Source organism: Sphingomonas lacusdianchii (assembly GCF_022664395.1).
GTDB lineage: Bacteria > Pseudomonadota > Alphaproteobacteria > Sphingomonadales > Sphingomonadaceae > Sphingomonas > Sphingomonas lacusdianchii.
Genome location: NZ_JAKRET010000014.1, coordinates 1 through 24,437, shown reverse-complemented (window position 1 = coordinate 24,437; position 24,437 = coordinate 1). Strand labels below are relative to the sequence as shown.

Genomic DNA, 24,437 nt, shown 5'->3' with positions numbered 1-24,437 from the left:
AAAGAGTTGGGAGGGGTTATGACCGTGCGTCGCATGGGCGGGTTGGTGGCTGCGTTGCTCGCGTCGAGCGTGCCGGCATGGGGGCAAAGCGCGCCGCCGGCCGCGCCCGAGCTGCGGCTCGACCGGTCGGATTATTTCGAGGCGCCGGGTGTCAACTGGCTGGTATTTTCGAACGTCAATGAAGGGCTGTTCGCCGATGCCAAGATCAGCGGCGTCGAGTTGATCCAGCAGGGGGTGCGGACCGCCACCAACGGCGATGTCCGCCTCGCCGCCACGCCGGGACAATGGGATCCGGCCGCCGCCTTTGTCCGTCGCCGCGTCGACAAGGGCGCGGGCGTGATCGAGGCGGTGATGCGCTATCCCGATTTCGACTATACCGTCCGGGCCGAACGGCGCGGCGGCAAGGTCGTGCTGTCGGTGATCCTCGACAAGCCGCTTCCCGCCGCGATGGTCGGGAAGGCGGGCCTGAACCTAGAATTCGTGCCCTCGGCCTATTTTCACCGCAGCTATACCGCCGATGGCCGCGCGGCGCTGTTCCCGCGCTATCCAGCCGATGCGATGACGCTGACGGCGGAACGCAATCTCGCCAGCGGGCGCAGCGACGGCCCCGGTGCCGAGCCGCAGCCCTTCGCGACGGCACGCAGCCTGACGCTCGCTCCCGAAGACCCCGCGCACCGGGTCGGCATCGCCACGCGCGAGGGGACGCTCGCGCTGTTCGATGGACGTAATCAGGCGCAGAATGGCTGGTATGTCGTCCGGCAACTGTTGCCCGGTGGCCGGACCGGCACCGTCGTCGAATGGACGCTCGACGCCAACAGCGTGCCCGACTGGCTGCGGCCGCCGGTAATCGGCCATTCGCAGATCGGCTACCTTGCCGATGGCCCGAAGGTGGCGACGATCGAGCTCGACCGCGATGACAGGCGCGCGCTCAAACCCCGGCTGTTGCGGCTGAACGCGGCGGGGACGTTCGTGGCCGTTCCCGGTCCGGTGGCGAAGGAGTGGGGCAGCTATCTGCGCTACCGCTATACGCAGCTGGACTTCAGCGGCGTCACGACGCCCGGCACCTATGCCATCGATTACGGCACCACGCGCAGCGCGCCGTTTCCGATCGGGCCGGACGTGATGGCCGGCACCTGGCACCTGACCAACGACGTCTATTTCCCGATCGCGATGGACCATATGCTGGTCAACGAAGCCTATCGCGTCTGGCATGGCGACCCGCATCGCGACGATGCACGACAGGCGCCGGTCAATCACGAGCATATCGACCTGTACCGGCAGGGGCCGACCACCGACACCCGCTTCAAGCCCGGCGAGCATATTCCCGGCCTCGCGGTCGGCGGGTGGCTCGATGCCGGCGACTTCGATATCCGCACCCAGACGCAATATCAGGTCGTGCGGCAGTTGGTCGATGCGTGGGAGACGTTCGGCATCGATCGCGATACCGTCACGGTCGACTGGGCCGCGCGCAAAGTCGAGATGCACGTCCCCGATGGCGTGCCCGACATATTGCAGCAGATCCGCCATGGTAGCGTGCAGTTGCTGGCGCAGTTCGACGCGGTCGGCCATGCGATCCACGGCATCGTCGAACCGGATGTCGGCCAATATACCCATCTGGGCGATGCGGCGAGCAAGACCGACGGCCTGGTCTATGACGCGAAGCTCAAACCCTATCAGCGCGCCTATGATACCAGGGGCGGGCGCAGCGGCACGCCCGACGATCGCTGGGCGTTCACCAGCAAGGCGTCGGCGCTCAACTATGGATCGGCAGCGGCGCTGGCGGCGACCGCGCGGGCGTGGAAGGATCGCGACCCGGCCTTCGCCAAACGCTGTCTCGACCGGGCGCAGCGCGTCTGGGCCGACGAGCATGCGCACGCGCCCGACACGTTTCGCCACGGCAACACCACCGGCGGCCCGATCGAGGAGGAGGAGTTCACCGCGGCGGTCGAATTGCTGATTGCGACCGGCGACCGGCGCTATGCCGATCGCGTGCAGGCGCTGACCCCGGCGATGCTGCGCCGGTTCGACGGCACCGCGACGCTGATCGCCAAGGTCGTGCCGCACATGCCGGCAAGCTACCGCGCGACGATCGAACCCGCCGCGCGTGACTGGGCGAAGCGGGCGGCGGCGATGACCACGGCCAACCCGTTCGGCGTGCCGATCACCGCCGGGGGCTGGGCGGGGAGCGGGGCGGTGCTGGGCTTCGGGCTGAATGCCGATGCGCTGCACCGCGTGTTCCCGACCATCGTCGATACCGCGCCGGTGCTGCGTGCGCTCGACTTCATCCATGGTCATCACCCGGCATCGGCCAAGTCGTTCGTATCGGGGGTGGGCGCGGAGTCGAAGGAAGTCGCCTATGGCAGCAACCGTGCCGATTTTTCGTTCATCCCCGGCGGGGTGGTACCCGGCGTGCTGCTGCTCAAACCCGATTATCCCGAGAACCGCGACGACTGGCCGTTCTTCTGGGGCGAGAATGAATATGTCGTGCCCGAAGGCGCGATGTACCTGACCCTCGCCAACGCTGCCGCGCGGATCGGGGGCGGGAAATGAGCGTAGGTCGCTTCGTCCTGACCGCATTGCTGCTCGCCGGCCCGGCGCTGGCGCAGGACAGCAAGGAGACGGCACGGGCCATCGCCGGCACGCCTGCCACGACGCCGCAGCGGCTGACGCTGGTTGATATCCCGAAGCCCGCGGGCAAACGGATCGCGCTGTTCGACGGCAGGACCCTGAAGGATTGGGAACCGTGGCTCGGCTATGCCGACCCGGCGCTGACCTATCGCAATCCGCCGGACAAGCCGATCGGCACCGGTCGCGACACGCGCGGCGATTTCGCGGTGCGGATGGTCGACGGCGCCCCGGCAATCTGGGTCAAGGGCGAGACCTGGGGCAGCCTGGTCCACCGCGCCGACTTGCGCGACTATCATCTGCGCCTGCGCTTCAAATGGGGGACCAGGACCTATGCCCCGCGCGAGACGCAGCCGCGCAACAATGGTCTGCTCTATCACACGCACGGCGCGCCCGGCGACGTGTTCGGGACGTGGCGACCCTCGGCGGAGTTCGAGATCATGACCGGATCGACCGGCATGATCGTCGCGGTCGGTGGCAAGGTGCGCGGTCATACCGAAGTCGCCTTCGACCCGTCGCTGATCGCACCGCATCTGCGCTACCGCGCGGGCGGGCGCAGGATCGATATCGTCAACGGCACCCCGACCTGGAATGTCGAGGCGGCGACCGATGCCGAGCGGCCGGTTGGGGAGTGGAACACGCTCGACCTCTATGTCGTGGGCGACCGCGCGGTGCATGTCGTCAACGGCGTGCCGGTCGCCGAGGTCCGCGACCTCGCCACCATCGCTGCCGATGGCAGCCGCCAACCGCTGACCCATGGCCGCATCCAGTTGCAGTCGGAAGGCGCGGAGACGTGGTTCCGCGACATAACGGTCGAGCCGATCCGGACGCTGCCGCGTATCGTGGTCGGTGGGGTGAACCAGTAAATACACGAGCCGTTCGTGCTGAGTAAGGGCTGAGCGAAGTCGAAGACCTGTATCGAAGCATCCGCCGCCAACGGTCCTTCGATACGCTGTTTCGACAGGCTCAACAGCTACTCAGGACGAACGAGAGGCGCTATATTTTCAGCCATCCCGGTCCGGCAGGCGAAACCGGTCGCAGCGCACGCCGTTCGCCGCGCGATCGATCCGCGCGGCGGCGGGGCTGTCGCAGATCACCAGCAGGTCGCGTCCGCCTTCGGGCAGGTCGAGCAGCACCAGCCCCTCGGGATGATCGTCGCCGCGGCCGAAGGGCAGGTCGATGATCCGCTCGGGCCGGTGCCGCCGCACCACTTGTTCATGCTGCGGCGGGTCGCCCAGCCAGTCCTTCCATCGATAGACCGCGCACGGCCCGTCGAGCCCGGTGGTCGGGCCGGCAAGGATCAGCAGGTCGGCCCCGTCGCGCTTCAGGTCGCGGATGCCGAGACCGTCGAGTTCGAGCAGCCGGACATGCATCGGTCCCAGAATCTTGAGCCGCCCGGTCCGGGTCGGCACGACCTCCACCTCCAGCAGCACGGCATAGGTCTGGATCACGGGTCCGCGCATGCCGATGGCGATGCGGTTGCCGGCGACGGCGATCCCCTCCAGATCGACGCCGCCTTCCTTCGCGGCGATGCGGGTGAAGGGGCGCAGCAGCGGACTTTCCTGCAACATGCGCGACAGCCGGTTGCCATATTTGGTCTGGCGCAGCATCCCCGCGCGACGATCGCCGTCGCGCTGCACCGGCCGCACCGCGCCGTCCCGATCAAGATCGCGGGCCAGCGGCACCCGCGCCAACAGGCAGCGCGGACGGGTGTTCTTGAGCGCGGCGAACCGGGTCAGGTCGATGCGGTCGTCGCCCTGTTTGCCGATCTTCGGCCGGGTGCGGGCATGCGATCCGAGTACCCAGAGCCAGCCATTCTCCTCGGCCAGCCCCTCGATATCCGCCTCGCCCGACGCGTCGAGGTCGAGGATCGCGTCGAGCGGGAAGCGGCGATGCTCCGCCCAGCGCCCGTCGCCGTCCCCGATCAGCCGTTCGAGCCGGACGCCTTCGTCGCTGCCGAGGAACATCGTCCGACCATGCCGCGCCGCCGCCGACAGGTCGAGCGCCGGATCGTCGGCATCGCCGCGTTCGGCATCGAGGATCAGTCGTTCGGTGCCCGACGGGGCGGTGGTCGCGGGCCACGGGGTCGACGGGTCGGGCATCGCTGAAACCTTTCGCCGGCGAACGGCATTGTGCAGGTCCGGCAGGCTAAAGGGGATCGTCCATTTGCGGAAGTCCCGCGTTCGACCGGTCCCGATCGTCTTGCGTGACAAGATCGGCTCTTGCGGTGACCGGCCTGGCCGCGCATCAGCGGGTCGGGCCGATCCGGCGAAGCCTGTCGGCGGTCATGACGTTTTGCCGGTATGATCCCGTCCGCCTTTCCTGCATGAGTTGAACCGATGACCGACCTTTGGAACCATATCGTCGCGGACTTCGCCAATATCGGCAGTCCGTCCGCGCTCGCCGCCTTTACGCAGGTCGTGCTGATCGACGTGATGCTCGCCGCCGACAATGCGATCGTCGTCGGCGCACTCGCCGCCGGCCTGCCCGCCGATATGCGGCGCAAGGTGATCCTGATCGGCGTGGGTGCGGCGCTGCTGCTGCGCGTCGCCTTCGCGCTGGTCGTTACCCAGTTGCTGCAGGTCACCGGCCTCGTCTTCGCCGGCGGCTTGCTGCTGGTATGGGTGGCGTGGAAGATGTGGCGCGAGTTGCGCGACCATGACGACACGCCCGGCGAGGACGGGACGCTGAAGGCGGTTGCGCCGCGCAGCTTCGCCAGTGCCGCCTGGGCGGTGGCCGTCGCCGACGTGTCGATGAGCCTCGATAATGTTCTGGCCGTCGCCGGTGCCGCGCGCGATCATCCCGGCATCCTCGCCATCGGGCTGATCCTGTCGGTCGCGCTGATGGGTGTTGCCGCCAATGTGCTGGCGCGCGTGATCGAGCGCTATCGCTGGGTCGCCTATATCGGCCTTGCTGTCATCGTCTATGTTGCGTGCAAGATGATCTACGAAGGGCTGACCGACCCGTCGCGCGGGCTGATCGCCCTGTTTGGCTGATCGGTTTACGTTGAACCCGAACGCGCCCCGTTCGTTACCGAAGCGATATCAATCACTTGGAGGGCATGCTCTCCATCGCATCGGATCACCGGCGGGGACAGCGACATGGCACGACTTCAAATGACAGGACCGGTGGCTGCGCGCGGCGGATGCGGTCGTTGACCGCCCCGCCGGTCGCGATCTGCATTCCGGCGCGTGACGAGGCGGAGCGGCTGCCCGGATTGTTCGCCGCGATCGACCGGCTGACCGTGCCGGCGGGTGTCGCGGTGACCCTGTGCCTGCTGCTCGATGGGTGTAGCGATGCCAGCATGGTACCGATCGCCGCCTATCATGCGGGCGGCCGGCACCGCCTGATCGTCGAGGTCGCCGATCGCATCGCGCCCAATGCCGGGCGGGCGCGCGACCGGGCGATGCGGATCGGTCTGGCAAGCGTGGGGCAGGGGGATGCGATCCTGCTGACCACCGATGCCGACAGCCTGCCTGCGCCCGACTGGCTGGCGGTGATGGTCGCCGCGCTCGACCATGCCGATCTCGTCGTCGGCGACGTGGTCCGCAGCGGCCGGGGCGGCAATCCCGATCAGGACCGGATCGAGCATCATTATGCCAGCCTTTATGCGCTGCGCCGCCGGATCGATCCGGTCGCGTGGGAGGCGCCCGTCGTCCACCACCATGCCAGCGGCGCAAATATGGGGCTGCGCGCGGCCACCTATGTCGCGCTCGGCGGGTTCCTGCCGCTGGCGCGCGGCGAGGATGCGCGACTGGTCGACGATGCCGCGCGCGCGGGTTTCAGGGTACGGCGTGATGCGGCGAGCATCGTCCATACCTCCGACCGGCGGGTGGGACGGGTGCAGGGCGGGCTGGCGACCGGTCTGTGCGCGCTTGATCGCGACGGGCTGGGGGCGGTCAGCGTCGCGCATCCTGCCGATCAGCTATGGCAATATCGCCTGCACGCGGTCGCGCGTCGGGCCTATGGCAGCGGCGACTATCGGGGAATGAGCGGGACGATCGGACTGGATGCCGACCACCTGCTCGGCGTCGCGCGCGACTGTCCCAATGCCGAGGCGTTCGCGATGCGGGTGGTGCCGGTGCCGCCCGGCGGCATGCGCCACATCCCGTTCGTCGCCGCCGAGGCCGCGCTCGCGCTGCTCACTGCCAGTCCGGCGGCGGCAGCATGAGCGAGTTGCGCGAGCGGATCGCCACGCTGACCGGTGAACTGGGCGATCCTGGCGACCCGATCGATGCGCCCGCGCTGCTGACGCTGTTGCGGCTGCTGTACCGCGTCGGTCGCGACGACCTGCCGCTCGGGCGGTTGTTCGAGGGGCATGTCGATGCCGCGCAGATCGTGGCGCGCTATGGCGATGCCGCGCAGCGCGCCCGGCTGACCACGATCCTGCGCGACGGCGGGGCGCTGGGGGTATGGAATGCCGATCTGCCGGGCGACGGGCTTCGGCTCGACGGCGACATGCTCCACGGCGGCAAGAGCTTCGCCTCGGGTGCCGGCATCCTCAGCCATGCGCTAGTCAGCGTCGATGCGCCCGGCGGGCGGCAATTGCTGCTGCTCGACCTCGCGCGCGTGGCGCACAGCATCGACCGAACGTTCTGGCGGGTGGTCGGCATGCAGCGATCCGAAACGCATATCGTGCGCTGGGCCGATTCGCCGATCACCCCCGACGACCGGATCGGCGCGCCCGGCGACTATGTCCGCGAACCGTGGTTCAGCGGCGGCGCGTTGCGCTTCGCGGCGGTGCAGGCGGGCGGCATCGCCGGCATCGTCGACGGGGTGCGCGACCATCTGGTGACGACGGGCCGCGCCGCCGATCCGCATCAGGCGGGACGGCTCGCCCGGCTCCACGGATTGGCCGAGGCGGCGGCGGGGGCGGTGCGGACGGCGGCGGCGACGTGGTTCGCCGACGCGGCCGCGCGCCTGCCGTCGGTGTCCGCCGCCCGCGCGGGGGTCTATGCGGCGGGGGGCGAGGCGATCGCGGTCGCGCAGGAGGCGGTCGGCGTGGCGGCGTTGTTCCACGACCATCCATTGTCGGCGAAGATCACCGACCTCGCCATGTATCTGCGCCAGCCCGGCCCCGATGCGCAGCGGATGCTGGTCGGGTCGGCGGTCGCCGAGGGTACGCTGACGGTGACGCTGTGATCCGGGGAGCAAAAGCGGTGTTGATGGTCGCGCCGCATCCCGATGACGAGACGATCGGCGCCCATGCCCTGATCGCGCGGGCCCGGCGGCGCGGGGTGGCGGTCCGCGTGCTGATCGTCAGCGACGGCGCCGGATCGCATCGTGCCAGCCCGACCTGGCCCCGCGTGCGACTGGTGCGCGAACGGCGGCGCGAGACGCGGCGCGAACTGCACCGCATCGGCGTGACCGCGTGCGCTATCGACTTTCTCGACCTGCCCGATGGCGATGTCGCCGCGCATGGCGGCGACATCCGCCGCGCCCTGTCGCACGTGCTGTCGATGCTGCCGGGACCGGTGCTGGCGCTGGCTCCGTCGCCGCGCGACGACCATCCCGATCACCGCGCGGTCGCTGCCGCCGCCCGCCCACGCAGGGGAGTCAATTGGCGCGCCTATCCGGTATGGCCGGCGGGACAGCGCCTGCCCGCCGCGCGCGCGATGCCGCTGACCGCGCAGGAACGCCTCGCCAAGCGCCACGCCATCCGCCGCTACCGGACGCAGACCGGGCGGATCACCGACGATCCGCACGGCTTCGCACTGACCGCCGGACAGATCGCCGCGTTCAGCCGCCCGGCGGAGATCTTCGCGGCGATGCGGCGATGAGGCCGATCACCCTCGACGGGTTCGAGCGGACCTTCGCCGCCGATCCCGATCCGTGGCAGACGTTTCGCAACCGCGACGAGGCGGTGAAGCGCGACGCCATCCTGCACGCGATCGGGGCGGGGCCGCTGGGTCGCATCCTCGAACTGGCGGCGGGCAACGGATCGAACAGCGTCGCCATTGCGCCGCGCGCGCTCCGCCTCGATGCGACCGAGGCGACCGGGGCGGGAACGGCGCTGGTCGCCAGGGCGCTGGCGGGCGTTCCCCGTGCCCGCGCGATCCGGCTCGCGGTGCCGGCGCATCTGCCGCGCACGGCCTATGACGTCGTCGTCGTCGCCGAACTCCTCTATTATTTGACCCCGGGGGCCATGCGGCGGACCGCGCGCGACGTGGCGGCGGCGCTGCGCCCGGGCGGCACGCTGGTGCTCGCGCATCATCGCATCGACTTTCACGACTTCGCCCAGCACGCCGCGCCGCTGCATCGACAGTTCCTGCGTGCGACCGGCCGTGACTGGCGCGTCCGCTGCGTCCATCGCAACCGCCGCTGGGCCGTGCTCGCCTGCACCCTCGCCTAGCCCGAGCCGCACCCTTTCCCGACGCCATGGAACCAAGTCGGGCCGTGGGGCGGTTGCGCCGCTCGGCAATATTTGGGTGAGAGCGTAAATGGGTATAGCATCGGCACTGGGCTTTGGCGGACGCAAGGTGCGCTATGCGATCGTCGGCCTTGGCGACATCGCGCAGGAGGCACTGATGCCCGGCGTCGCGCATACCGGCAATTCGGAGATCACCGCGCTGGTATCGGGCGATCCCGAAAAGCTCGGCGCGCTCGGCGAGCGGTACGGCGTCGCCGACCGCTATGGGTACGAACAGTTTCCCGACCTGCTGCGCTCGGGCACGATCGACGCCATCTATCTCGCCACCCCGAACTGGCGCCACGCCGAATTCGCGGTCCCGGCGCTGGAGGCCGGCATCCATGTCCTGTGCGAAAAGCCGCTCGACATCTCGGCCGAACAGGCGCGCGCGATCATGGCGGCGGCGGAGCGCGGCGGGGCGAAGCTGATGACCGCCTATCGCCTGCATTTCGAACCGGCGACGCTCGATGCGATCCGGCGGATCCGGGCCGGCGAGTTGGGCGACCTGATCGCCTTCACCGCCTGCTTCACCCAGATGGTCGACCCCGCCAATCACCGCGCGACCAACGGCATCTGGGCCGGGCCGCTGTTCGACATGGGTGCCTATCCGATCAACGCCATCCGCTATCTGTTCGGTGCCGAGCCGGTCGAGGTCGTGTCGGCGATCGGCGTGCGCCATGCCGATGCGGGCTTCGGCGATCTCGACGATACGATCGCGGTGACGCTGCGCCTGCCGGGCGATCGCCTCGCCCAGTTCACGGTCGGCTATTATGCCAACAATGTCGACAGCTTCATCATCGCCGGTACCAAGGGGTCGATCGAGATGAACCCCGCCTTCGGCTTCGGTCAGGGGCTGGAGCATCACCGCCAGATCGGCGAGGATCGCACCCACAAGACGTATAAGGAAACCGACCAGTTCGGCGGCGAGCTGCGCTACTTCTCCGACTGTATCCTGCACGACCGCGATCCCGAACCCGATGGTGAGGAGGGGCTGGCCGACCTGCTGGTGATCGAGGCGATCGTCGCCGCGTTGCAATCGGGCGGGCGGGTGCCGATCGAGCCGCTGGCGCGGACCCGGCGGATCGATCCCGATGCGCAGGAACAGACGCTGCGACCGGTATCGGCCCCCGACCCCGTCAACGCCGCGTCGCCGACCGGGGCGTGACGCATACCGTGGCGTCACGCCCTGATCCCGCCACGCCGCTTGCCGGTCATGTCGCGGTCGTCACCGGCGCCAGTTCGGGCATCGGCCTCGCGGTTGCCGAGGGGCTGGCGGGTGCCGGTGCGGCGGTGGTCGTCAACTATCATTCGGACGGCGCATCGGCCGATACGCTGGTCGATCGCATCCGCAGCGATGGCGGCCGGGCGATCGCGGTCGGCGCCAATGTGTCGGAGGAGGCGGAAGTCGCGCGGCTGTTCGATGCCGCCGCCGACGCCTTTGGCCGGATCGACGTGCTGGTCGCCAATTCGGGGGTACAGAAGGACGCGTCGATCGCCGACATGACGCTCGACGACTGGAACACCGTGATCGGCGTCAACCTGACCGGCCAGTTCCTGTGCGCGCGCGAGGCGGTGCGCCGCTTCCGCGCCCAGGGCGCCGATCGCCGCCCGGCGCGCAGTGCGGGAGCGATCGTGACGATGAGTTCGGTACATGAGGTGATCCCATGGGCGGGACATATCAACTATGCCGCGTCGAAGGGCGGCAGCCGCATGTTCACCCGGTCGCTGGCGCAGGAAGTCGCCGCCGACCGCATCCGCGTCAACGCCATCGCCCCCGGCGCGATCCGCACCCCGATCAACCGCGACGCATGGGACAGCGACGAGGCGCTGGAGCGGCTGTTGCGGCTGATCCCCTATGGCCGGATCGGCGAGCCGGACGATGTCGCGCGCGCGGCGGTGTGGCTGGCATCGGACGCGGCCGACTATGTCACCGGCACGACGCTGTTCGTCGATGGCGGCATGACGCTCTATCCCGAGTTTCGCGACAATGGCTGAGCCGCTCCGCGCGATCGGCGACCATGGCATCATCGGCGATCTGGAGACGGCGGCGCTGGTCGCGCGCGACGGGACGATCGATTATCTGTGCTGGCCCTCGCTCGACAGCCCGACGATCTTCGCCGAACTGCTCGATGCCGAACGGGGCGGGGCGTTCACGCTTCAGCCCCTGCTCGACGATGCGCAGCGCCTGCAGCTCTATGTCCCCGATACCAACGTGCTGCTCACCCGCTGGATGGCGGAGGATGGCAGTGCCGAGGTCAGCGACCTGATGCCGCTGGCCGAGGCGCGGAGCCGGCCCGATCTCGCCGCGCGCTGCCTGATCCGGGTGCTGCGCGTGACGCGCGGGACGGTGCGCTTCACCGCGCGCTGTGCGCCGCGCTTCGACTATGCCCGGATCGCGCCAACCGTCACCGCCACGGGGGAGGGCATCCGCTTTACCGGCGGCGAACAGACGGTGCGCCTGTTCGCGTCGGTCCCGCTCGACGTCGACGACGATGCCGCCACCGCCGATTTCAGCCTGTCGGCGGGGCAGAGCGCGTGGTTCGTGCTCGGCGAGGACCGGCTCGAACGTCCGACCGACGCCGCGATCGACCGCGTCGCGGCGGCCACGACGGCGGCATGGCGGGATTGGACCGGGCATTCGACCTATCGCGGTCGCTGGCGCGAGGCGATGACCCGGTCGGTGCTGGCGCTCAAGCTGCTGACCTCGGCCCGGCACGGATCGATCGCGGCGGCGGCGACTTTCGGCCTGCCCGAGGCGACGGGGGCGGGGCGCAACTGGGATTATCGCGCGACCTGGATTCGCGATGCGTCGTTCACCGTCTATGCGTTTCTGCGGATGGGCTTCGTCGCGGAGGCCGAGCATTTCAACCGCTGGGCCGCCGCGCGCGTCATGGACGCAGGTCCCGATCGCCCGATCCGCATCATGTACGCGATCGACGGATCGGAAGGCGGCCGACGAGCATGAACTGCCGCATTTGGCGGGCTATGCCGGCAGCCGCCCGGTACGCATCGGCAACGCCGCGCATGCGCAGAGCCAGCTCGATATCTTCGGCGAACTGCTCGACAGCGTGTACCTGTCGAACAAATATGGCCGCGCCATCAGCCATGAAGGCTGGGAGCATGTGCGCGGCATCGTCGACCATGTCATCGCCCATTGGCAGGAAGCCGATGCGGGGATCTGGGAGATGCGCGACGAACCGCGCCATTTCCTCCATTCGCGGCTGATGTGCTGGGTCGCGCTCGACCGCGCGATCCGTCTGGCCAAGAAACGTTCGCTGCCCGCCCCGCTGGTCGAATGGGCCGCGTGCCGCGACGCGATCGTCGAGGATGTCTGGGCCAATTTCCGCCATCCCGATCATGGCTATTTCGTACAGGAACGCGGCGGGCGCGAACTCGATGCGGCGCTGCTGATGATGCCGCTGGTCCGTTTCGTCTCCTCGACCGATCCGGTCTGGCTCAAGACCCTCGACGCGATCGGCAGCGCCTTGCGCGACGACGGGCTGGTCTATCGCTATCGCAATGCCGACGGGCTGGAAGGCGGGGAGGGGGCGTTCACCACCTGCACCTTCTGGTATGCCGAATGCCTCGCGCGCGCCGGACGGATGGAGGAGGCGCAGGAGATGCTGGCGAAGGGCATGGCCTATGGCAACGGGCTCGGCCTGTTTTCAGAGGAAGTCGACCGGCGCGGCCTGCCGCTCGGCAACTTCCCGCAGGCGCTGACGCATCTCGCCTTCATCAGCGCGGCCTACTTCATCGATCGCCGGCTCGACCCGTCCTACCGCCCGCATTGGGAGCCGTGATGGGGCTTGGCGGTGCCGCATCGGGCTGATCGAACCGGGCGTCCTTTCGCTGTCGGGGTGAGGATGGTCGAAGTCGTGCGCCAAGCCTTTGGATCGTCCTCAATGGAACCAATTTTCGGAAAGATACAGGCGGGTAGATCAACACCCGCCGGTCGTCGTACATTTCGCAACATGGAAGCTGTCATTGGCTATAATCTGATCGAAGCGGTCCCCGAAGTGGCGGATTATCTACGCCTGCGGAGTATCAGCGGCCTTACACCTCGAAGCGTGGAAGCTGCGCGTGCTGGTCTGCCGGGCAGTTTTTTCGCGGTATGCGTTCGGTATCAAGGCGAGACAGTAGCGATGGGGCGGATCATTAGCGACGGGGCGCTGTTCTTCCACCTTGTCGACGTCGCGGTTGATCCAGTCCATCAGGGAAAGGGCTGGGCAAAACCATAGTCACAAGCCTCTTGGCGTACGTCCGAAAGGTCGCACCTGCCGAAGCCTATGTATCGTTGATGGCGAACGGTGAGGCGCATCGGCTGTACGCACCGTTTGGCTTCACACCCGTCATGCCCGAAGCAAGGGGCATGGCGCTTTGGTCCAATGCTGATACCGATGATGCGATGCCTCCGGCCTGACGTGGCGACCACGTTCCTAGGATGGCAATCAAGACAGCCGCCGGACTCCCGATCGGGAAGATCCTGAGAGACAAGGCGGCGCAACGGGCCGACGGCAAGGGCCACAGACGACAGGTTTCCCCAAAATCTGTTCCCGAAGAATTCCACCGCAATGGTCCGTCGGACATGAGGGAAAGGATCCACGCGGTCCGATCGGTCGCGGCGGGCCGGTTTGACGCTGGCCATGCGGTGCGTTTACGGGAATGCAACCCGATCCTGCGACAGTCGTCGGGAATCGTGCCATTATGGCCGCAGCCGGAAGTCGTATGATGCGTTCAGTCTCCCCTTCCGGCCATCGTCATCCGCTGCGCCGCGTCGCGCCGTTGTTGCTGTTCGCGCTCGTGCCCGGTTGCGGCGGCGGCACGCCGTCCGGCAGCGGGGCGGTCGTCACCCCGACCGTCACCCCCGCGCCGACGCCGACCCCTACCCCGTCTCCGACCCCCACGCCGTCGCCCGTCGCCACGGCGAACGAACCGGCGACCGGGTCCGATTTCACGACCTCGGTCGCGCAACTCTATACCGCCGCGCCCAATATCGGCGCCTGCCAGACCGGGCAGCTGAAACCGGCGGTCGGCGCGCGGGTGCTCGCCGTGCTCAACGATATCCGTGCGCGCCACGGCCTGCCTGCCGTCACCTATTCGATGGCGGAGGAAGCGGCGTCGATGCAGTCGGCGCTGATGATGGCCGCCAACGGGCAGCTCAGCCATACGCCGCCGACCGACTGGAAATGCTATACCACCGCCGGCGCGACCGCCGCCGGGCAGAGCAACATCTATCTCGGCTATGGTTCGGGCCTGCGCTATTCGCAGGATGCCGACATCATGATCGGCTATCTGACCGACGTCGACAATCTGATCGCGAACAATATCGGCCATCGCCGCTGGCTGCTTTACCCGTTCCTGTCCAGCGTCGCCTATGGTCGGGTCGCGGGTGCGGAAGCGACCCGGGGGCGGGCCGATGGATCGTCGATCAAGGTCATCAACACGACCCAGAATACCGCCGGTCCGCTGCCCGATTTCGTCGCCTATCCCTATCAGGACTATCCGGCGCGCTATTACGCGACGGGGGCGTTGCTGTCGTTCAGCGTCATCGCCGACAAGACGCGCAATTTCGGAGCGAATGCGCAGGTCCGCTTCGCCAATGCGACGATCACGGTCCGGCCGCGCGACGGCGCGGCGCTGACGGTCGGCAACATCGCCTATGACAATGACGGATACGGCCTGTCGAACAACCTGCAATGGAGCGTGGCCGGGCTGACGGCGAACACCACCTATGACGTGACGATCGGCAACGTCGTGGTGGCGGGGACGCCCAAGACCTACAGCTATTATTTCCGCCTGACGCCCTGACCTCGGCACCGCGCGGGCAGGCGGCGTCCGGCGGCGACGGCCCCTAAAAAAAACGACCAACTATATGCGCGCACTATGCGATTAGCGGGAATCGCTCTCGAATTTAAACGCGGGTCGGGCCTAATCGCGCATCCCTGAAGGCGGCCGTCACGAAACGGCCGCTCCGTACGGGGTGCAAGCATGAAATCGTATCGAACAGTCGTCGCAGCGGCGGTCCTCGCACTGCCGCTGGCCGCGCAGGCGCAGTCGGCGCCGGCCGACGCGGCGAAGGCGTCGACGCCGGAGCCGATCACCGTCAGCGGTTCGGCATCGATCGCATCGGACTATCGCTTTCGCGGCGTGTCGCAGTCCGACCGCGAAATGGCGGTACAGGGCGGCATCACCGTCGCCCATGACAGCGGCGTGTATATCGGCACTTGGGCGTCGAACCTGGCGGGCTGGGGTACGTTCGGCGGCGCCAATATGGAACTCGACCTGATCGGCGGGTTCAGGACGAAGGTGGCGGGCAACGGCACGCTCGACCTCGGCCTGACCTGGTATCTGTATCCCGGGGGGGCGGACAAGACGGACTTCGCCGAACCCTATGCCAAGCTGACCGGTACCGCCGGTCCGGCGACGCTGACCGTCGGCGTCGCCTATGCGCCGAAACAGCAGGCGATCGGCAAATGGTACGCGACCGGTGCCGATGCCGCCGCGGGGGTCTATACCGATCCGGGCGCGAAGGACGACAATCTGTACCTGTGGGGCGACGGCGCGTTCGGCATCGCCGGCACGCCGGTCACCGCCAGGGCGCATCTCGGGCATAGCTGGGGGCAGGACGGCCTCGGTCCCAACGCGACGGCGGTGTCGCCGACCGGCAGCTATTGGGACTGGTCGCTCGGCGCCGATGCGACGTGGCGTAACCTGACCGTCAATGTCAGCTATGTCGACACCGATATTTCGGACGCGCGCGCGACCTATCTCCGCCCCAGCTTCAGCAAGGGACAGGACGGCACCGGCAACATCGCCGGCGGCACCGTCGTCGTCGCGCTGACCGCCGCATTCTGAAAGGACATTCCGACATGGCCGATCTGCTCTGGATCGCGATCCTCCTCGGGCTGCTCGCGCTGACGCTCGCCTATGCGCGTCTGTGCGACCGGGCGTGAGGGGAGACGCGCGATGACGCTCGATCTCTGGCTGGCGGCGCTGACCGCGCTTGGCCTCCTCGTCTATCTGGTGGCGGTGCTGATCCGCCCCGAACGCTTCTGAAGGGAGCGGTACCATGACATTTCAGGGCTGGTTCCTGATCCTGCTGTTCGTCGGCATCCTGCTGGCGCTGACCAGGCCGGTCGGGCTGTGGCTGCATGCGCTCTACGAAGGCCGGCGGACGCCGCTGCATGTCGTGCTCGGCCCCGTCGAGCGCGGCTTCTACCGGCTGTCGGGCATCGATCCGACCGTCGAGCAGGGGTGGCGGCGCTATGCGATCCACATGCTGCTGTTCAACACGGCGTTGCTGATGCTGACCTATGCCGTGCTGCGGCTGCAGGGCGTGCTGCCGGGCAATCCGCAGGGGCTGGCCGGGCTGTCGCCCGACCTCGCCTTCAACACCGCGATCAGCTTCACGACCAACACCAACTGGCAGAGCTATGGCGGCGAGGGCACCATGTCGAACCTCAGCCAGATGCTGGGGCTGACGATCCACAATTTCCTGTCGGCCGCGACCGGCATCGCGCTGGCCTTCGCGCTGTTCCGCGGGTTCGCGCGGCGCGAGGCGAAAGCGATCGGCAATTTCTGGGCCGACGTCACCCGGATCACGCTCTACCTGCTGCTGCCGATCTGCATCGCCTATACGCTGTTCCTGATCGCGTCGGGCGTGCCGCAGACTCTGGCAGGCGCGGTCGACGTGAGCACGCTGGAGGGCGCACGCCAGTCGATCCTGCTCGGCCCCGTCGCCAGCCAGGAAGCGATCAAGATGCTCGGCACCAATGGCGGCGGCTTCTTCAACGCCAACAGCGCGCACCCGTTCGAGAATCCGAGTGCGCTCATCAATTTCGTCCAGATGCTGTCGATCTTCGCCATCGGCTTCGGCCTGACCTGGACCTTCGGCAAGGCGGTCGGCAACACCCGCCAGGGCTGGGCGATCCTCGCGGCGATGGTGATGCTGTTCCTCGCCGGGGTGACCGTGACCTATGCGCAGGAAGCGGCCGGCAACCCGATCCTGCACAGCCTCGGCGTCGCCGGCGGCAATATGGAGGGCAAGGAAGTCCGCTTCGGCATCGCGGCATCCGCGCTGTTCTCGGTCGTCACCACCGCCGCGTCGTGCGGCGCGGTCAACGCCATGCTCGACAGCTTCACCCCGCTGGGCGGCCTGATCCCGCTGTTCAACATGCAGTTGGGCGAGGTCGTGATCGGCGGCGTCGGCGCGGGCATCTACGGCTTCCTGCTGTTCGCGATCCTGGCGGTGTTCGTCGCGGGCCTCATGGTCGGCCGCACCCCCGAATATGTCGGCAAGAAGATCGAGGCGCGCGAGGTGAAGCTCGCCGTGCTGGCGATCGCGGTACTGCCGCTCGTCATCCTCGGCTTCGCCGCTCTGTCGTCGGTGGTGCAGCCGGGGCTGGCCGGCCCGCTCAACAAGGGGCCGCACGGCTTTTCCGAAATCCTCTACGCCTTCACCAGCGCGGTCGGGAACAACGGATCGGCCTTTGCCGGGCTCACCGCCAACACGCCCTATTACAACGCGCTGCTGGGCGTCGCGATGTGGTTCGGCCGCTTCTTCGTCATCGTGCCGATGCTGGCGATCGCCGGCAGCCTCGCCGCCAAGAAATACACGCCGGAAAGCGCCGGGTCCTTCCCGACCACCGGCGGCCTGTGGGTCGGGCTGCTGGTCGGGATCATCCTGATCCTCGGCGGTCTCACCTTCCTGCCGAGCCTCGCGCTCGGTCCCATCGCCGATCATCTCAGTATGATCCGCGGCCAGCTGTTCTGACGGGGGCCATCATGGCAAAAGCCCAATCCAAGAGCCTGTTCACCGCCGACCTGGTCGTGCCGGCAATCAAGGCATCGTTCCTCAAGCTCGATCCCCGCGAACTGGTCCGCAACCCGGTGATGTTCGTCACCGCCGCGGTAGCGCTGCTGATGACGATCCTGCTCGTCATCGGGCAGGACCAGCTGGCGGTCGCGTTCAAGGCGCAACTCGCCGTCTGGTTGTGGCTGACGGTGCTGTTCGGCACCTTTGCCGAGGCGCTGGCCGAGGGGCGCGGCAAGGCGCAGGCCGCATCGCTCCGCGCGACCAAGGCGGAACTGGTCGCCAAGCGGCTGAAGGGCGATGGGCGCGACCATGACGACGTCCCCGCCAGCCAACTTCGGGTCGGCGATATCGTGCTGGTCGAAACCGGTGACCTGATCCCGTCGGACGGCGATGTCGTCTCGGGCGTCGCATCGGTCAACGAGGCCGCGATCACCGGCGAGTCCGCGCCGGTGATCCGCGAGGCGGGCGGCGATCGTTCGGCGGTGACGGCGGGCACCCGCGTCATCTCCGACGAGATCCGCGTCAGGGTCACGGTCGAGCCGGGCAAGGGCTTTCTCGACCGGATGATCGCGCTGGTCGAAGGCGCCGAGCGGCAAAAGACCCCGAACGAGGTCGCGCTGACCATATTGCTGGTCGGCCTGACGATCATCTTCCTGATCGCGGTCGGCACCATTCCGGGCTTCGCATCCTATGCCGGGGGCAGCATTCCGGTCGCGATCCTCGCCGCGCTGCTTATCACGCTGATCCCGACGACCATCGCCGCGCTGCTATCGGCGATCGGCATCGCCGGCATGGACCGTCTGGTCCGCTTCAACGTGCTCGCCAAGTCGGGCCGCGCGGTCGAGGCGGCGGGCGATATCGACGTGCTGCTGCTCGACAAGACCGGCACGATCACGATCGGCGACCGGCAGGCGAGCGAGTTTCGCAGCGTCGGCGGCACCAGCGACGCCGAACTGGCCGAGGCCGCACTGCTCGCCAGCCTCGCCGACGAAACGCCGGAGGGGCGCTCGATCGTCGTGCTGGCGCGCGAACGCTACGGCCTCTACCGGGCCATGCCGGTGGATGCGGAAGTCATTCCCTTCACCGCCCAGACCCGCGTCTCCGGCCTCCGCTACGGCGAAACGCTGATCCAGAAGGGCGCCGTCGATTCGATCCTGCGCGCCAATGACGGATCGGGCACCACCGCCGCCGCGACCGAATTGCGCCGCATCACCGACGAGATCGCTCGCGCCGGCGGCACCCCGCTAGCGGTGGCGAAGGACGGGCGGCTGCTCGGCGCGATCTTTCTGAAGGATGTGGTAAAGGCCGGTATCCGCGAACGCTTCGGCGAATTGCGCACCATGGGCATCCGCACGGTGATGATCACCGGCGACAATCCGCTGACCGCCGCCGCCATCGCCGCCGAGGCCGGGGTCGACGACTTTCTCGCCCAGGCGACGCCCGAGGACAAGCTGGCGCTGATCCGCAAGGAACAAAGCGGCGGCAAGCTGGTGGCGATGTGCGGCGACGGCACCAACGACGCGCCGGCCCTCGCCCAGGCGGACGTCGGCGTCGCGATGAACACCGGCACGCAGGCGGCACGCGAGGCGGGCAACATGGTCGATCTCGACAGCGATCCGACCAAGCTGATCGAGGTCGTCGGGCTGGGCAAGCAGTTGCTGATGACGCGCGGCGCGCTGACGACCTTCTCGGTCGCCAATGACGTGGCGAAATATTTCGCGATCATCCCGGCGATGTTCGTCGCGCTCTATCCAGGCCTTGGCGTGCTCAACGTCATGGGGCTGGCGACGCCGGAATCGGCGATCCTGAGCGCGATCATCTTCAACGCCATCATCATCCCGCTGCTGGTGCCGCTGGCGCTGAAGGGGGTCGCCTACCGTCCGATGGCGGCGGGGCCGCTGCTGGCGCGCAATCTCGCCCTTTACGGCCTTGGCGGCCTGCTCGCCCCGTTCATCGGCATCAAGATCATCGACCTGGTGGTCGGCGGCCTCGGCCTCGCGTAAGGATCAGGAAAATGGGTAAGGACTTCTCTTCGGCACTGCGCCCGGCGATCGTCATGACGATCCTGTTCGCGGCCCTGCTCGGGCTCGCCTATCCGCTGGCGATGACCGGCATCGGGCAGGCGCTCTTTCCCGCCCAGGCCAATGGCAGCCTGGTGCGCGATGCGAACGGCCGGGTGATCGGATCGACCGTCGTCGGCCAGGCCTTTGTCAGCGCGCGCTATTTCCAGACGCGCCCCTCGGCTGCCGGAAAGGGTTATGACGGCCTCGCTTCGTCCGGCTCCAACCTCGGCCCCACGTCGCAGGCGCTGGCCGACCGGGTAAAGGCCGATGTCGCCGCGCGCCGGGTCGAGGGCGTGACCGGCGCGATCCCGGCCGATCTGGTCACCGCCAGCGGATCGGGGCTGGACCCCGACCTGTCGCCCGCCGCCGCACAGGCGCAGGTCGCGCGCATCGCCAGGGTGCGCGGCATTGCCGGCGAGCGGGTGAGCGCGTTGATCGCCGTGCATGTCGTCCGGCCGCTGATCGGCGATCCGCATGTCAACGTCCTCGCGCTCAATCGCGCGCTGGACGCCCTGCGCTGACGTGACCGACCAGCGCCCCGATCCCGACGCCCTGCTACGCGCTGCCGCGCAAGAGGGCAGGGGGCGGCTCAAGATCTTCCTCGGCGCTGCCCCCGGCGTCGGCAAGACCTATGAAATGCTGTCGGAAGGGGCCGCGCGCCGGCGCGATGGCGTCGATGTCGTCATCGGCGTGGTCGAAACCCATGGCCGCGCCGAAACCGAAAGGCTGATCCGCGGGCATGAGGTCGTCGACCGCCGCGACGTCCCCTATGAAGGCCGTCGCCTGCGCGAGATGGATCTCGACGCCATCCTCGCCCGCGCGCCGCGCCTCGTGCTGGTCGACGAACTGGCCCACACCAACGCGCCGGGCAGCCGCCATCCCAAACGCTATCAGGATGTCGAGGAGCTGTTGGCTGCCGGCATCGACGTCTATTCGACCGTCAACATCCAGCACGTCGAAAGCCTGAACGACGTCGTCGCCAGCTTCACCCGTGTGCGCGTACGCGAAACCGTGCCCGACCGCATCCTCGAACTGGCGGAGATCGAGGTCGTCGACATTCCGCCCGACGAACTGATCGACCGGTTGAAGGCGGGCAAGGTCTATCTTCCGGCCGAGGCGACGCGCGCGCTCGGCCATTTCTTCTCCAAATCCAACCTGTCGGCGTTGCGCGAACTGGCGCTGCGCCGCGCGGCGCAGGCGGTCGATGCGCGGATGCTCGACGATGTCCGTGCGCTGGGACTGGGCGGCACCTGGGCCGGGAGCGACCGGATCGTCGTCGCGATCAGCGAACTGCCGGGATGCGATACGCTGGTCCGTGCCGCCAAGCGCGTCGCCGATGGCCTGCGCGGCCCATGGACGGCGGTCTTCATCGAAACGCCGCGCGCCGTGCACTTCACCGACGAACAACATGCCCGCATCGCCGCGACGATGACGCTGGCGACGCAACTGGGCGGCGCGGTTGCGACGGTGCCCGGCGAAACCGTCGTTGCCGGGATCCAGTCGGTGCTGCGCGATCTGCGCGCGACGCAACTGGTGCTCGGCAAATCGAACCGCTCGCGCTGGTTCGAGCTTCGCCACGGGTCGGTCGTCGACCGTCTGGTCCGGGATACGCCTGACGTCACCGTCCACGTCCTGCCGATGCCGATGCCGACGTCCCCTTCGCCATCGCGTCGCCAGCGCGGTCCGAAGCGGCCCGGACAACGCGGCACGCCCGCCGGCTATGCGATCACCACCGCGATGGTCGCCGCCGTCACCGGTCTTGCCGGGGCGCTGTTCCAGATTCTCGATCTCGGCAACGTCGCGCTGCTCTATCTCCTGCCGGTCATGGCCGCCGCCAGCTTCTTCGGGCTGCGCACGGGGCTTTATGCCGGGATCGCCTCGACGCTTGCCTATAATTTCTTCTTCCTGCCGCCGACCGGTACGCTGACGATCAACAATCCCGAAAACCTGATCTCGGTCATCGTCCTGCTCGGCATTGCCGTCGCGACCAGCCAGTTGACCTCGCGCGTCCGGGCGCAGGCCGACCTGGCCGCCGCCAGCGCCCGCACCAACGCCACGCTGGCCGGGTTCCTGCGCCAGATCGCCGCCGTCAACGATCCCGATATCGCGGCGCAGATGATCTGCGACGATGTCCGGCGCCTGCTCGACGTGCAGGTCGTGCTGCTCGGCCGCACGGACGGCGCCGAACTCGCGATCCTTGCCGCCAGCGATCCCGCCTACCGCCTCGACACGATGGACACGGCCGCCGCTGGCTGGGCGTTCGATACCGGCAACCCGGCGGGCAGGGGATCGGGCACGCTCGCCGCATCGGAATGGCTGTTCCAACCGATGCAGGCGGGGGACCGGGTGCTGGGCGTATTGGGGGTCGCCAGCGACCGGACCGGCAGTCCGGTGCGTGCCGACCAGTTACCATTGCTCGGCAGCCTGATCGATCAGTCGGCGCTGGTCCTCGAACGTCTTCGGCTGCAGGCCGAGATGCGCGACGTCGACGTGGTCCGCACCCGCGACCGGCTGCGCGCCGCCCTGCTGTCTTCGGTGAGCCACGATCTGCGCACCCCGCTCACCGCCGTCATCGCCGCCGCCGCGCAGCTGCACCATGGCGTGACGCCCGAGCTGATCGGCACGATCGAGAGCGAGGCGCAGCGGCTCAACCGCTTCGTCGCCAACCTGCTCGACATGGCGCGGGTCGAGGCCGGTGCGCTGAAGCTGCGGATCGAGGCGACCGATCTCGGCGATGCGGTGACCGGCGCGGCGCATGATGCCCGGCGCGCGCTCGAAGGGCATGCCGTACGGCTCGACGTGCCGCCCGACCTGCCGCTGGTGCGCGTCGATCCGCAGCTGCTGCATCATTGCCTGCTCAATCTGCTCGACAATGCCGGTCGCTATGGCGAACCCGGTACCGAGATCGTGATCGAGGGGCGCAATCGCTTCGGCGAACTGCGGCTGACGGTGCTCGATCACGGTCCGGGCCTGCCGCCCGGTCGCGAGGGCGAGGTGTTCGAGACGTTCCGGCGGCTCGAAGGCTCCGACCGCGCGGTTGGCGGCACCGGCCTGGGTCTTGCCATCGTGAAAGCATTTACCGAAGCCATGAACATGACCGTCGAAGCCGCCAACCGCCCCGACCGCCGGGGTGCCGCCTTTGCGCTGGTGTTCCCGCCCGACCTGATCGTCCGCGATGGTTCGACCGAAAGTGTTGCCTGACATGTCCGCCAAGATTCTCGTCGTCGATGATGATGCCGCGATCCGCCGGCTGCTGCGCAATACCTTGCTTCGCGCCGGTTACGGCGTCGTCGAGGCGGGGGATGCGAAGGGGGCGCTGCGGCAGGCGGCGGTCGAGCATCCGGGCGCGGTGCTGCTCGATCTCGGGCTTCCCGATCGCGACGGGTTGAGCATCATCCCGCAGCTGCGCGAGCAGGGCGACCTCGTCATCCTCGTCGTCTCGGCGCGCGAGGCGGTCGACGAAAAGGTCGCCGCGCTCGACCTCGGCGCCGACGATTTTATTACCAAGCCGTTCGACTCCGAAGAACTCCTCGCCCGCCTCCGCGTCGCACTGCGGCATCGGGGATCGTCGGCGACGGCGGAGAAGGTCGTTCGGCGCGGCGATCTCAGCATCGATCTCGACCGGCGGATCGTCTGCCGCGATGGCGCCGAACTTCATCTGACCCGCAAGGAGCATGAGGTGCTGGGCCTATTGGCGCGTCACGTCGGCCGGGTGGTGACCCATGAACGCATTCTCGCCGCTTGCTGGGGGGCAGGGGAGGAGGCGCGGGTGGAATATTTGCGTATCGTCATCCGAAACCTCCGCCAAAAACTAGAAACCCCCGCGCCGGTCGGCAGCGTCATCGCCAATGAACTTGGGGTTGGGTACCGGTTGCGCTCCGACCATTGAGGAGTCGGTGGCTGATGTGGGCTGTCACATCGGCGACAAGCGAAGCTTCCAAAGGCACGCTGCGTCTCTCAAGCTGCAGTGGCGTGCATGACCTCGGGCCGAACGTTCCGCAGACACCATCTGGCGAGGGCGTATACTTTTGGAAATGTTAGCCTACGGCAGGGGCGGTCAGGACAGTTCATAGCCAGCGGCTCGTGAATTGCCCGTGGCTAGGCTCGCCGGACGCTTACTGGCGGCCTTGCAGCGGCGACGTTGCATGGCCGGAACAGCACGGAGCGCGCGCCGAGCTGCGGCGCATCCCTGCACGCGCTTGCGAATATGTATGGATACTATTCGAAGTGCTGGAAACAGCACGAAGCCCGCTAAGTCATTTGACTTGCGGGCTGTATGTATGGTTGCGGGGACAGGATTTGAACCTGTGACCTTCAGGTTATGAGCCTGACGAGCTACCGGGCTGCTCCACCCCGCGACACTTTTGGCGCTCGAGCGAGCGGAAGAGTGGAGGACGATTGTGAATGGTTATGCACCGGCTTCAATGCCTGGCGACGACCTACTCTTCCATCGCTTGAGCGATAGTACCATTGGCGCGGTTTGGTTTCACGGCCGAGTTCGGGATGGGATCGGGTGGTTCACAAA

At 67.9% G+C, this 24,437-nt stretch carries 22 protein-coding genes, 1 tRNA gene and 1 rRNA gene; 21 read left to right on the top strand and 3 right to left on the bottom strand.

Annotated features, from left to right (window positions below; translation table 11 throughout):
• Positions 1–18 precede the first annotated feature (18 nt).
• Positions 19–2,550 (top strand): glycoside hydrolase family 9 protein, encoded by a 2,532-nt coding sequence (locus MF607_RS17145; protein ID WP_242121044.1) that lies wholly within the window; start codon positions 19–21, stop codon positions 2,548–2,550.
• Complete coding sequence (locus MF607_RS17140) at positions 2,547–3,491, top strand: 3-keto-disaccharide hydrolase (protein ID WP_242121042.1); 945 nt, start codon at positions 2,547–2,549, stop codon at positions 3,489–3,491. The genes MF607_RS17145 and MF607_RS17140 overlap by 4 nt, the downstream gene beginning before the upstream one ends.
• A 138-nt stretch (positions 3,492–3,629) precedes the next feature.
• Here the strand turns inward: MF607_RS17140 and MF607_RS17135 are convergent, their stop codons facing one another.
• The gene (locus MF607_RS17135) at positions 3,630–4,727 is read right to left on the bottom strand and encodes a DUF3616 domain-containing protein (protein ID WP_242121040.1); all 1,098 of its coding nucleotides are present in this window, start codon (positions 4,725–4,727) and stop codon (positions 3,630–3,632) included.
• A gap of 237 nt (positions 4,728–4,964) precedes the next feature.
• On the opposite strand from MF607_RS17135, the gene MF607_RS17130 reads away from it, so the two are divergent.
• The 19 genes from MF607_RS17130 to MF607_RS17050 all read left to right on the top strand — a co-directional run bounded on the left by MF607_RS17130 (position 4,965) and on the right by MF607_RS17050 (position 23,801).
• The gene (locus tag MF607_RS17130) at positions 4,965–5,621 is read left to right on the top strand and encodes a YjbE family putative metal transport protein (RefSeq protein WP_242121037.1); all 657 of its coding nucleotides are present in this window, start codon (positions 4,965–4,967) and stop codon (positions 5,619–5,621) included.
• A 158-nt stretch (positions 5,622–5,779) separates the two neighbouring features.
• The gene (locus MF607_RS17125; RefSeq protein WP_242121035.1) at positions 5,780–6,796 is read left to right on the top strand and encodes a glycosyltransferase; all 1,017 of its coding nucleotides are present in this window, start codon (positions 5,780–5,782) and stop codon (positions 6,794–6,796) included.
• Positions 6,793–7,767: an acyl-CoA dehydrogenase gene (locus tag MF607_RS17120; RefSeq protein ID WP_242121033.1), complete on the top strand. Its 975-nt coding sequence runs from the start codon at positions 6,793–6,795 to the stop codon at positions 7,765–7,767. Before MF607_RS17125 ends, MF607_RS17120 begins: the two co-directional genes overlap by 4 nt.
• 23 nt (positions 7,768–7,790) lie before the next feature.
• Positions 7,791–8,405: a PIG-L deacetylase family protein gene (locus MF607_RS17115; RefSeq protein ID WP_242121167.1), complete on the top strand. Its 615-nt coding sequence runs from the start codon at positions 7,791–7,793 to the stop codon at positions 8,403–8,405.
• Entirely contained in the window at positions 8,402–8,977 is a 576-nt protein-coding gene (locus MF607_RS17110) for a methyltransferase domain-containing protein (RefSeq protein WP_242121031.1), read from the top strand. Before MF607_RS17115 ends, MF607_RS17110 begins: the two co-directional genes overlap by 4 nt.
• A gap of 88 nt (positions 8,978–9,065) precedes the next feature.
• Complete coding sequence (locus MF607_RS17105; RefSeq protein ID WP_242121029.1) at positions 9,066–10,199, top strand: Gfo/Idh/MocA family protein; 1,134 nt, start codon at positions 9,066–9,068, stop codon at positions 10,197–10,199.
• The gene (locus MF607_RS17100; protein ID WP_242121027.1) at positions 10,196–11,029 is read left to right on the top strand and encodes a glucose 1-dehydrogenase; all 834 of its coding nucleotides are present in this window, start codon (positions 10,196–10,198) and stop codon (positions 11,027–11,029) included. Before MF607_RS17105 ends, MF607_RS17100 begins: the two co-directional genes overlap by 4 nt.
• Positions 11,022–11,999 (top strand): glycoside hydrolase family 15 protein, encoded by a 978-nt coding sequence (locus MF607_RS22790; RefSeq protein ID WP_277925974.1) that lies wholly within the window; start codon positions 11,022–11,024, stop codon positions 11,997–11,999. The genes MF607_RS17100 and MF607_RS22790 overlap by 8 nt, the downstream gene beginning before the upstream one ends.
• 10 nt (positions 12,000–12,009) lie before the next feature.
• The gene (locus tag MF607_RS22785) at positions 12,010–12,834 is read left to right on the top strand and encodes a glycoside hydrolase family 15 protein (protein ID WP_277925973.1); all 825 of its coding nucleotides are present in this window, start codon (positions 12,010–12,012) and stop codon (positions 12,832–12,834) included.
• A 63-nt stretch (positions 12,835–12,897) separates the two neighbouring features.
• Complete coding sequence (locus tag MF607_RS17090; RefSeq protein ID WP_242121025.1) at positions 12,898–13,272, top strand: hypothetical protein; 375 nt, start codon at positions 12,898–12,900, stop codon at positions 13,270–13,272.
• 59 nt (positions 13,273–13,331) lie between these two features.
• The gene (locus MF607_RS22780) at positions 13,332–13,454 is read left to right on the top strand and encodes a hypothetical protein (RefSeq protein WP_277925972.1); all 123 of its coding nucleotides are present in this window, start codon (positions 13,332–13,334) and stop codon (positions 13,452–13,454) included.
• 305 nt (positions 13,455–13,759) lie between these two features.
• A complete protein-coding gene (locus MF607_RS17085; RefSeq protein ID WP_242121023.1) occupies positions 13,760–14,842 on the top strand; it encodes a CAP domain-containing protein in 1,083 nt (360 codons plus the stop codon).
• Between the two features lie 180 nt (positions 14,843–15,022).
• On the top strand, positions 15,023–15,889 hold the full coding sequence (locus MF607_RS17080; RefSeq protein ID WP_242121020.1) for a TorF family putative porin: 867 nt from the start codon (positions 15,023–15,025) through the stop codon (positions 15,887–15,889).
• A gap of 111 nt (positions 15,890–16,000) precedes the next feature.
• Complete coding sequence (kdpF, locus tag MF607_RS17075; protein WP_037531783.1) at positions 16,001–16,090, top strand: K(+)-transporting ATPase subunit F; 90 nt, start codon at positions 16,001–16,003, stop codon at positions 16,088–16,090.
• Between the two features lie 13 nt (positions 16,091–16,103).
• Positions 16,104–17,807 (top strand): potassium-transporting ATPase subunit KdpA, encoded by a 1,704-nt coding sequence (gene kdpA / locus MF607_RS17070; protein WP_242121018.1) that lies wholly within the window; start codon positions 16,104–16,106, stop codon positions 17,805–17,807.
• Between the two features lie 11 nt (positions 17,808–17,818).
• Entirely contained in the window at positions 17,819–19,852 is a 2,034-nt protein-coding gene (gene kdpB, locus MF607_RS17065) for a potassium-transporting ATPase subunit KdpB (RefSeq protein ID WP_242121015.1), read from the top strand.
• Positions 19,853–19,863: 11 nt separating this feature from the next.
• Positions 19,864–20,433 carry a potassium-transporting ATPase subunit KdpC gene (gene kdpC, locus MF607_RS17060; protein ID WP_242121013.1) on the top strand — a complete coding sequence of 190 codons (570 nt, stop codon included), beginning with the start codon at positions 19,864–19,866 and terminating at the stop codon, positions 20,431–20,433.
• Positions 20,387–23,113, top strand: coding sequence for a sensor histidine kinase (locus tag MF607_RS17055; protein ID WP_242121010.1), 2,727 nt, complete (start codon positions 20,387–20,389; stop codon positions 23,111–23,113). The genes kdpC and MF607_RS17055 overlap by 47 nt, the downstream gene beginning before the upstream one ends.
• Before the next feature lies 1 nt (position 23,114).
• The gene (locus tag MF607_RS17050; protein WP_242121008.1) at positions 23,115–23,801 is read left to right on the top strand and encodes a response regulator transcription factor; all 687 of its coding nucleotides are present in this window, start codon (positions 23,115–23,117) and stop codon (positions 23,799–23,801) included.
• A 392-nt stretch (positions 23,802–24,193) separates the two neighbouring features.
• Here MF607_RS17050 and MF607_RS17045 read toward each other — a convergent pair.
• Positions 24,194–24,270 (bottom strand) — tRNA-Met (locus MF607_RS17045).
• Between the two features lie 68 nt (positions 24,271–24,338).
• Positions 24,339–24,437 (bottom strand): 5S ribosomal RNA (gene rrf, locus MF607_RS17040); the annotation flags it as partial.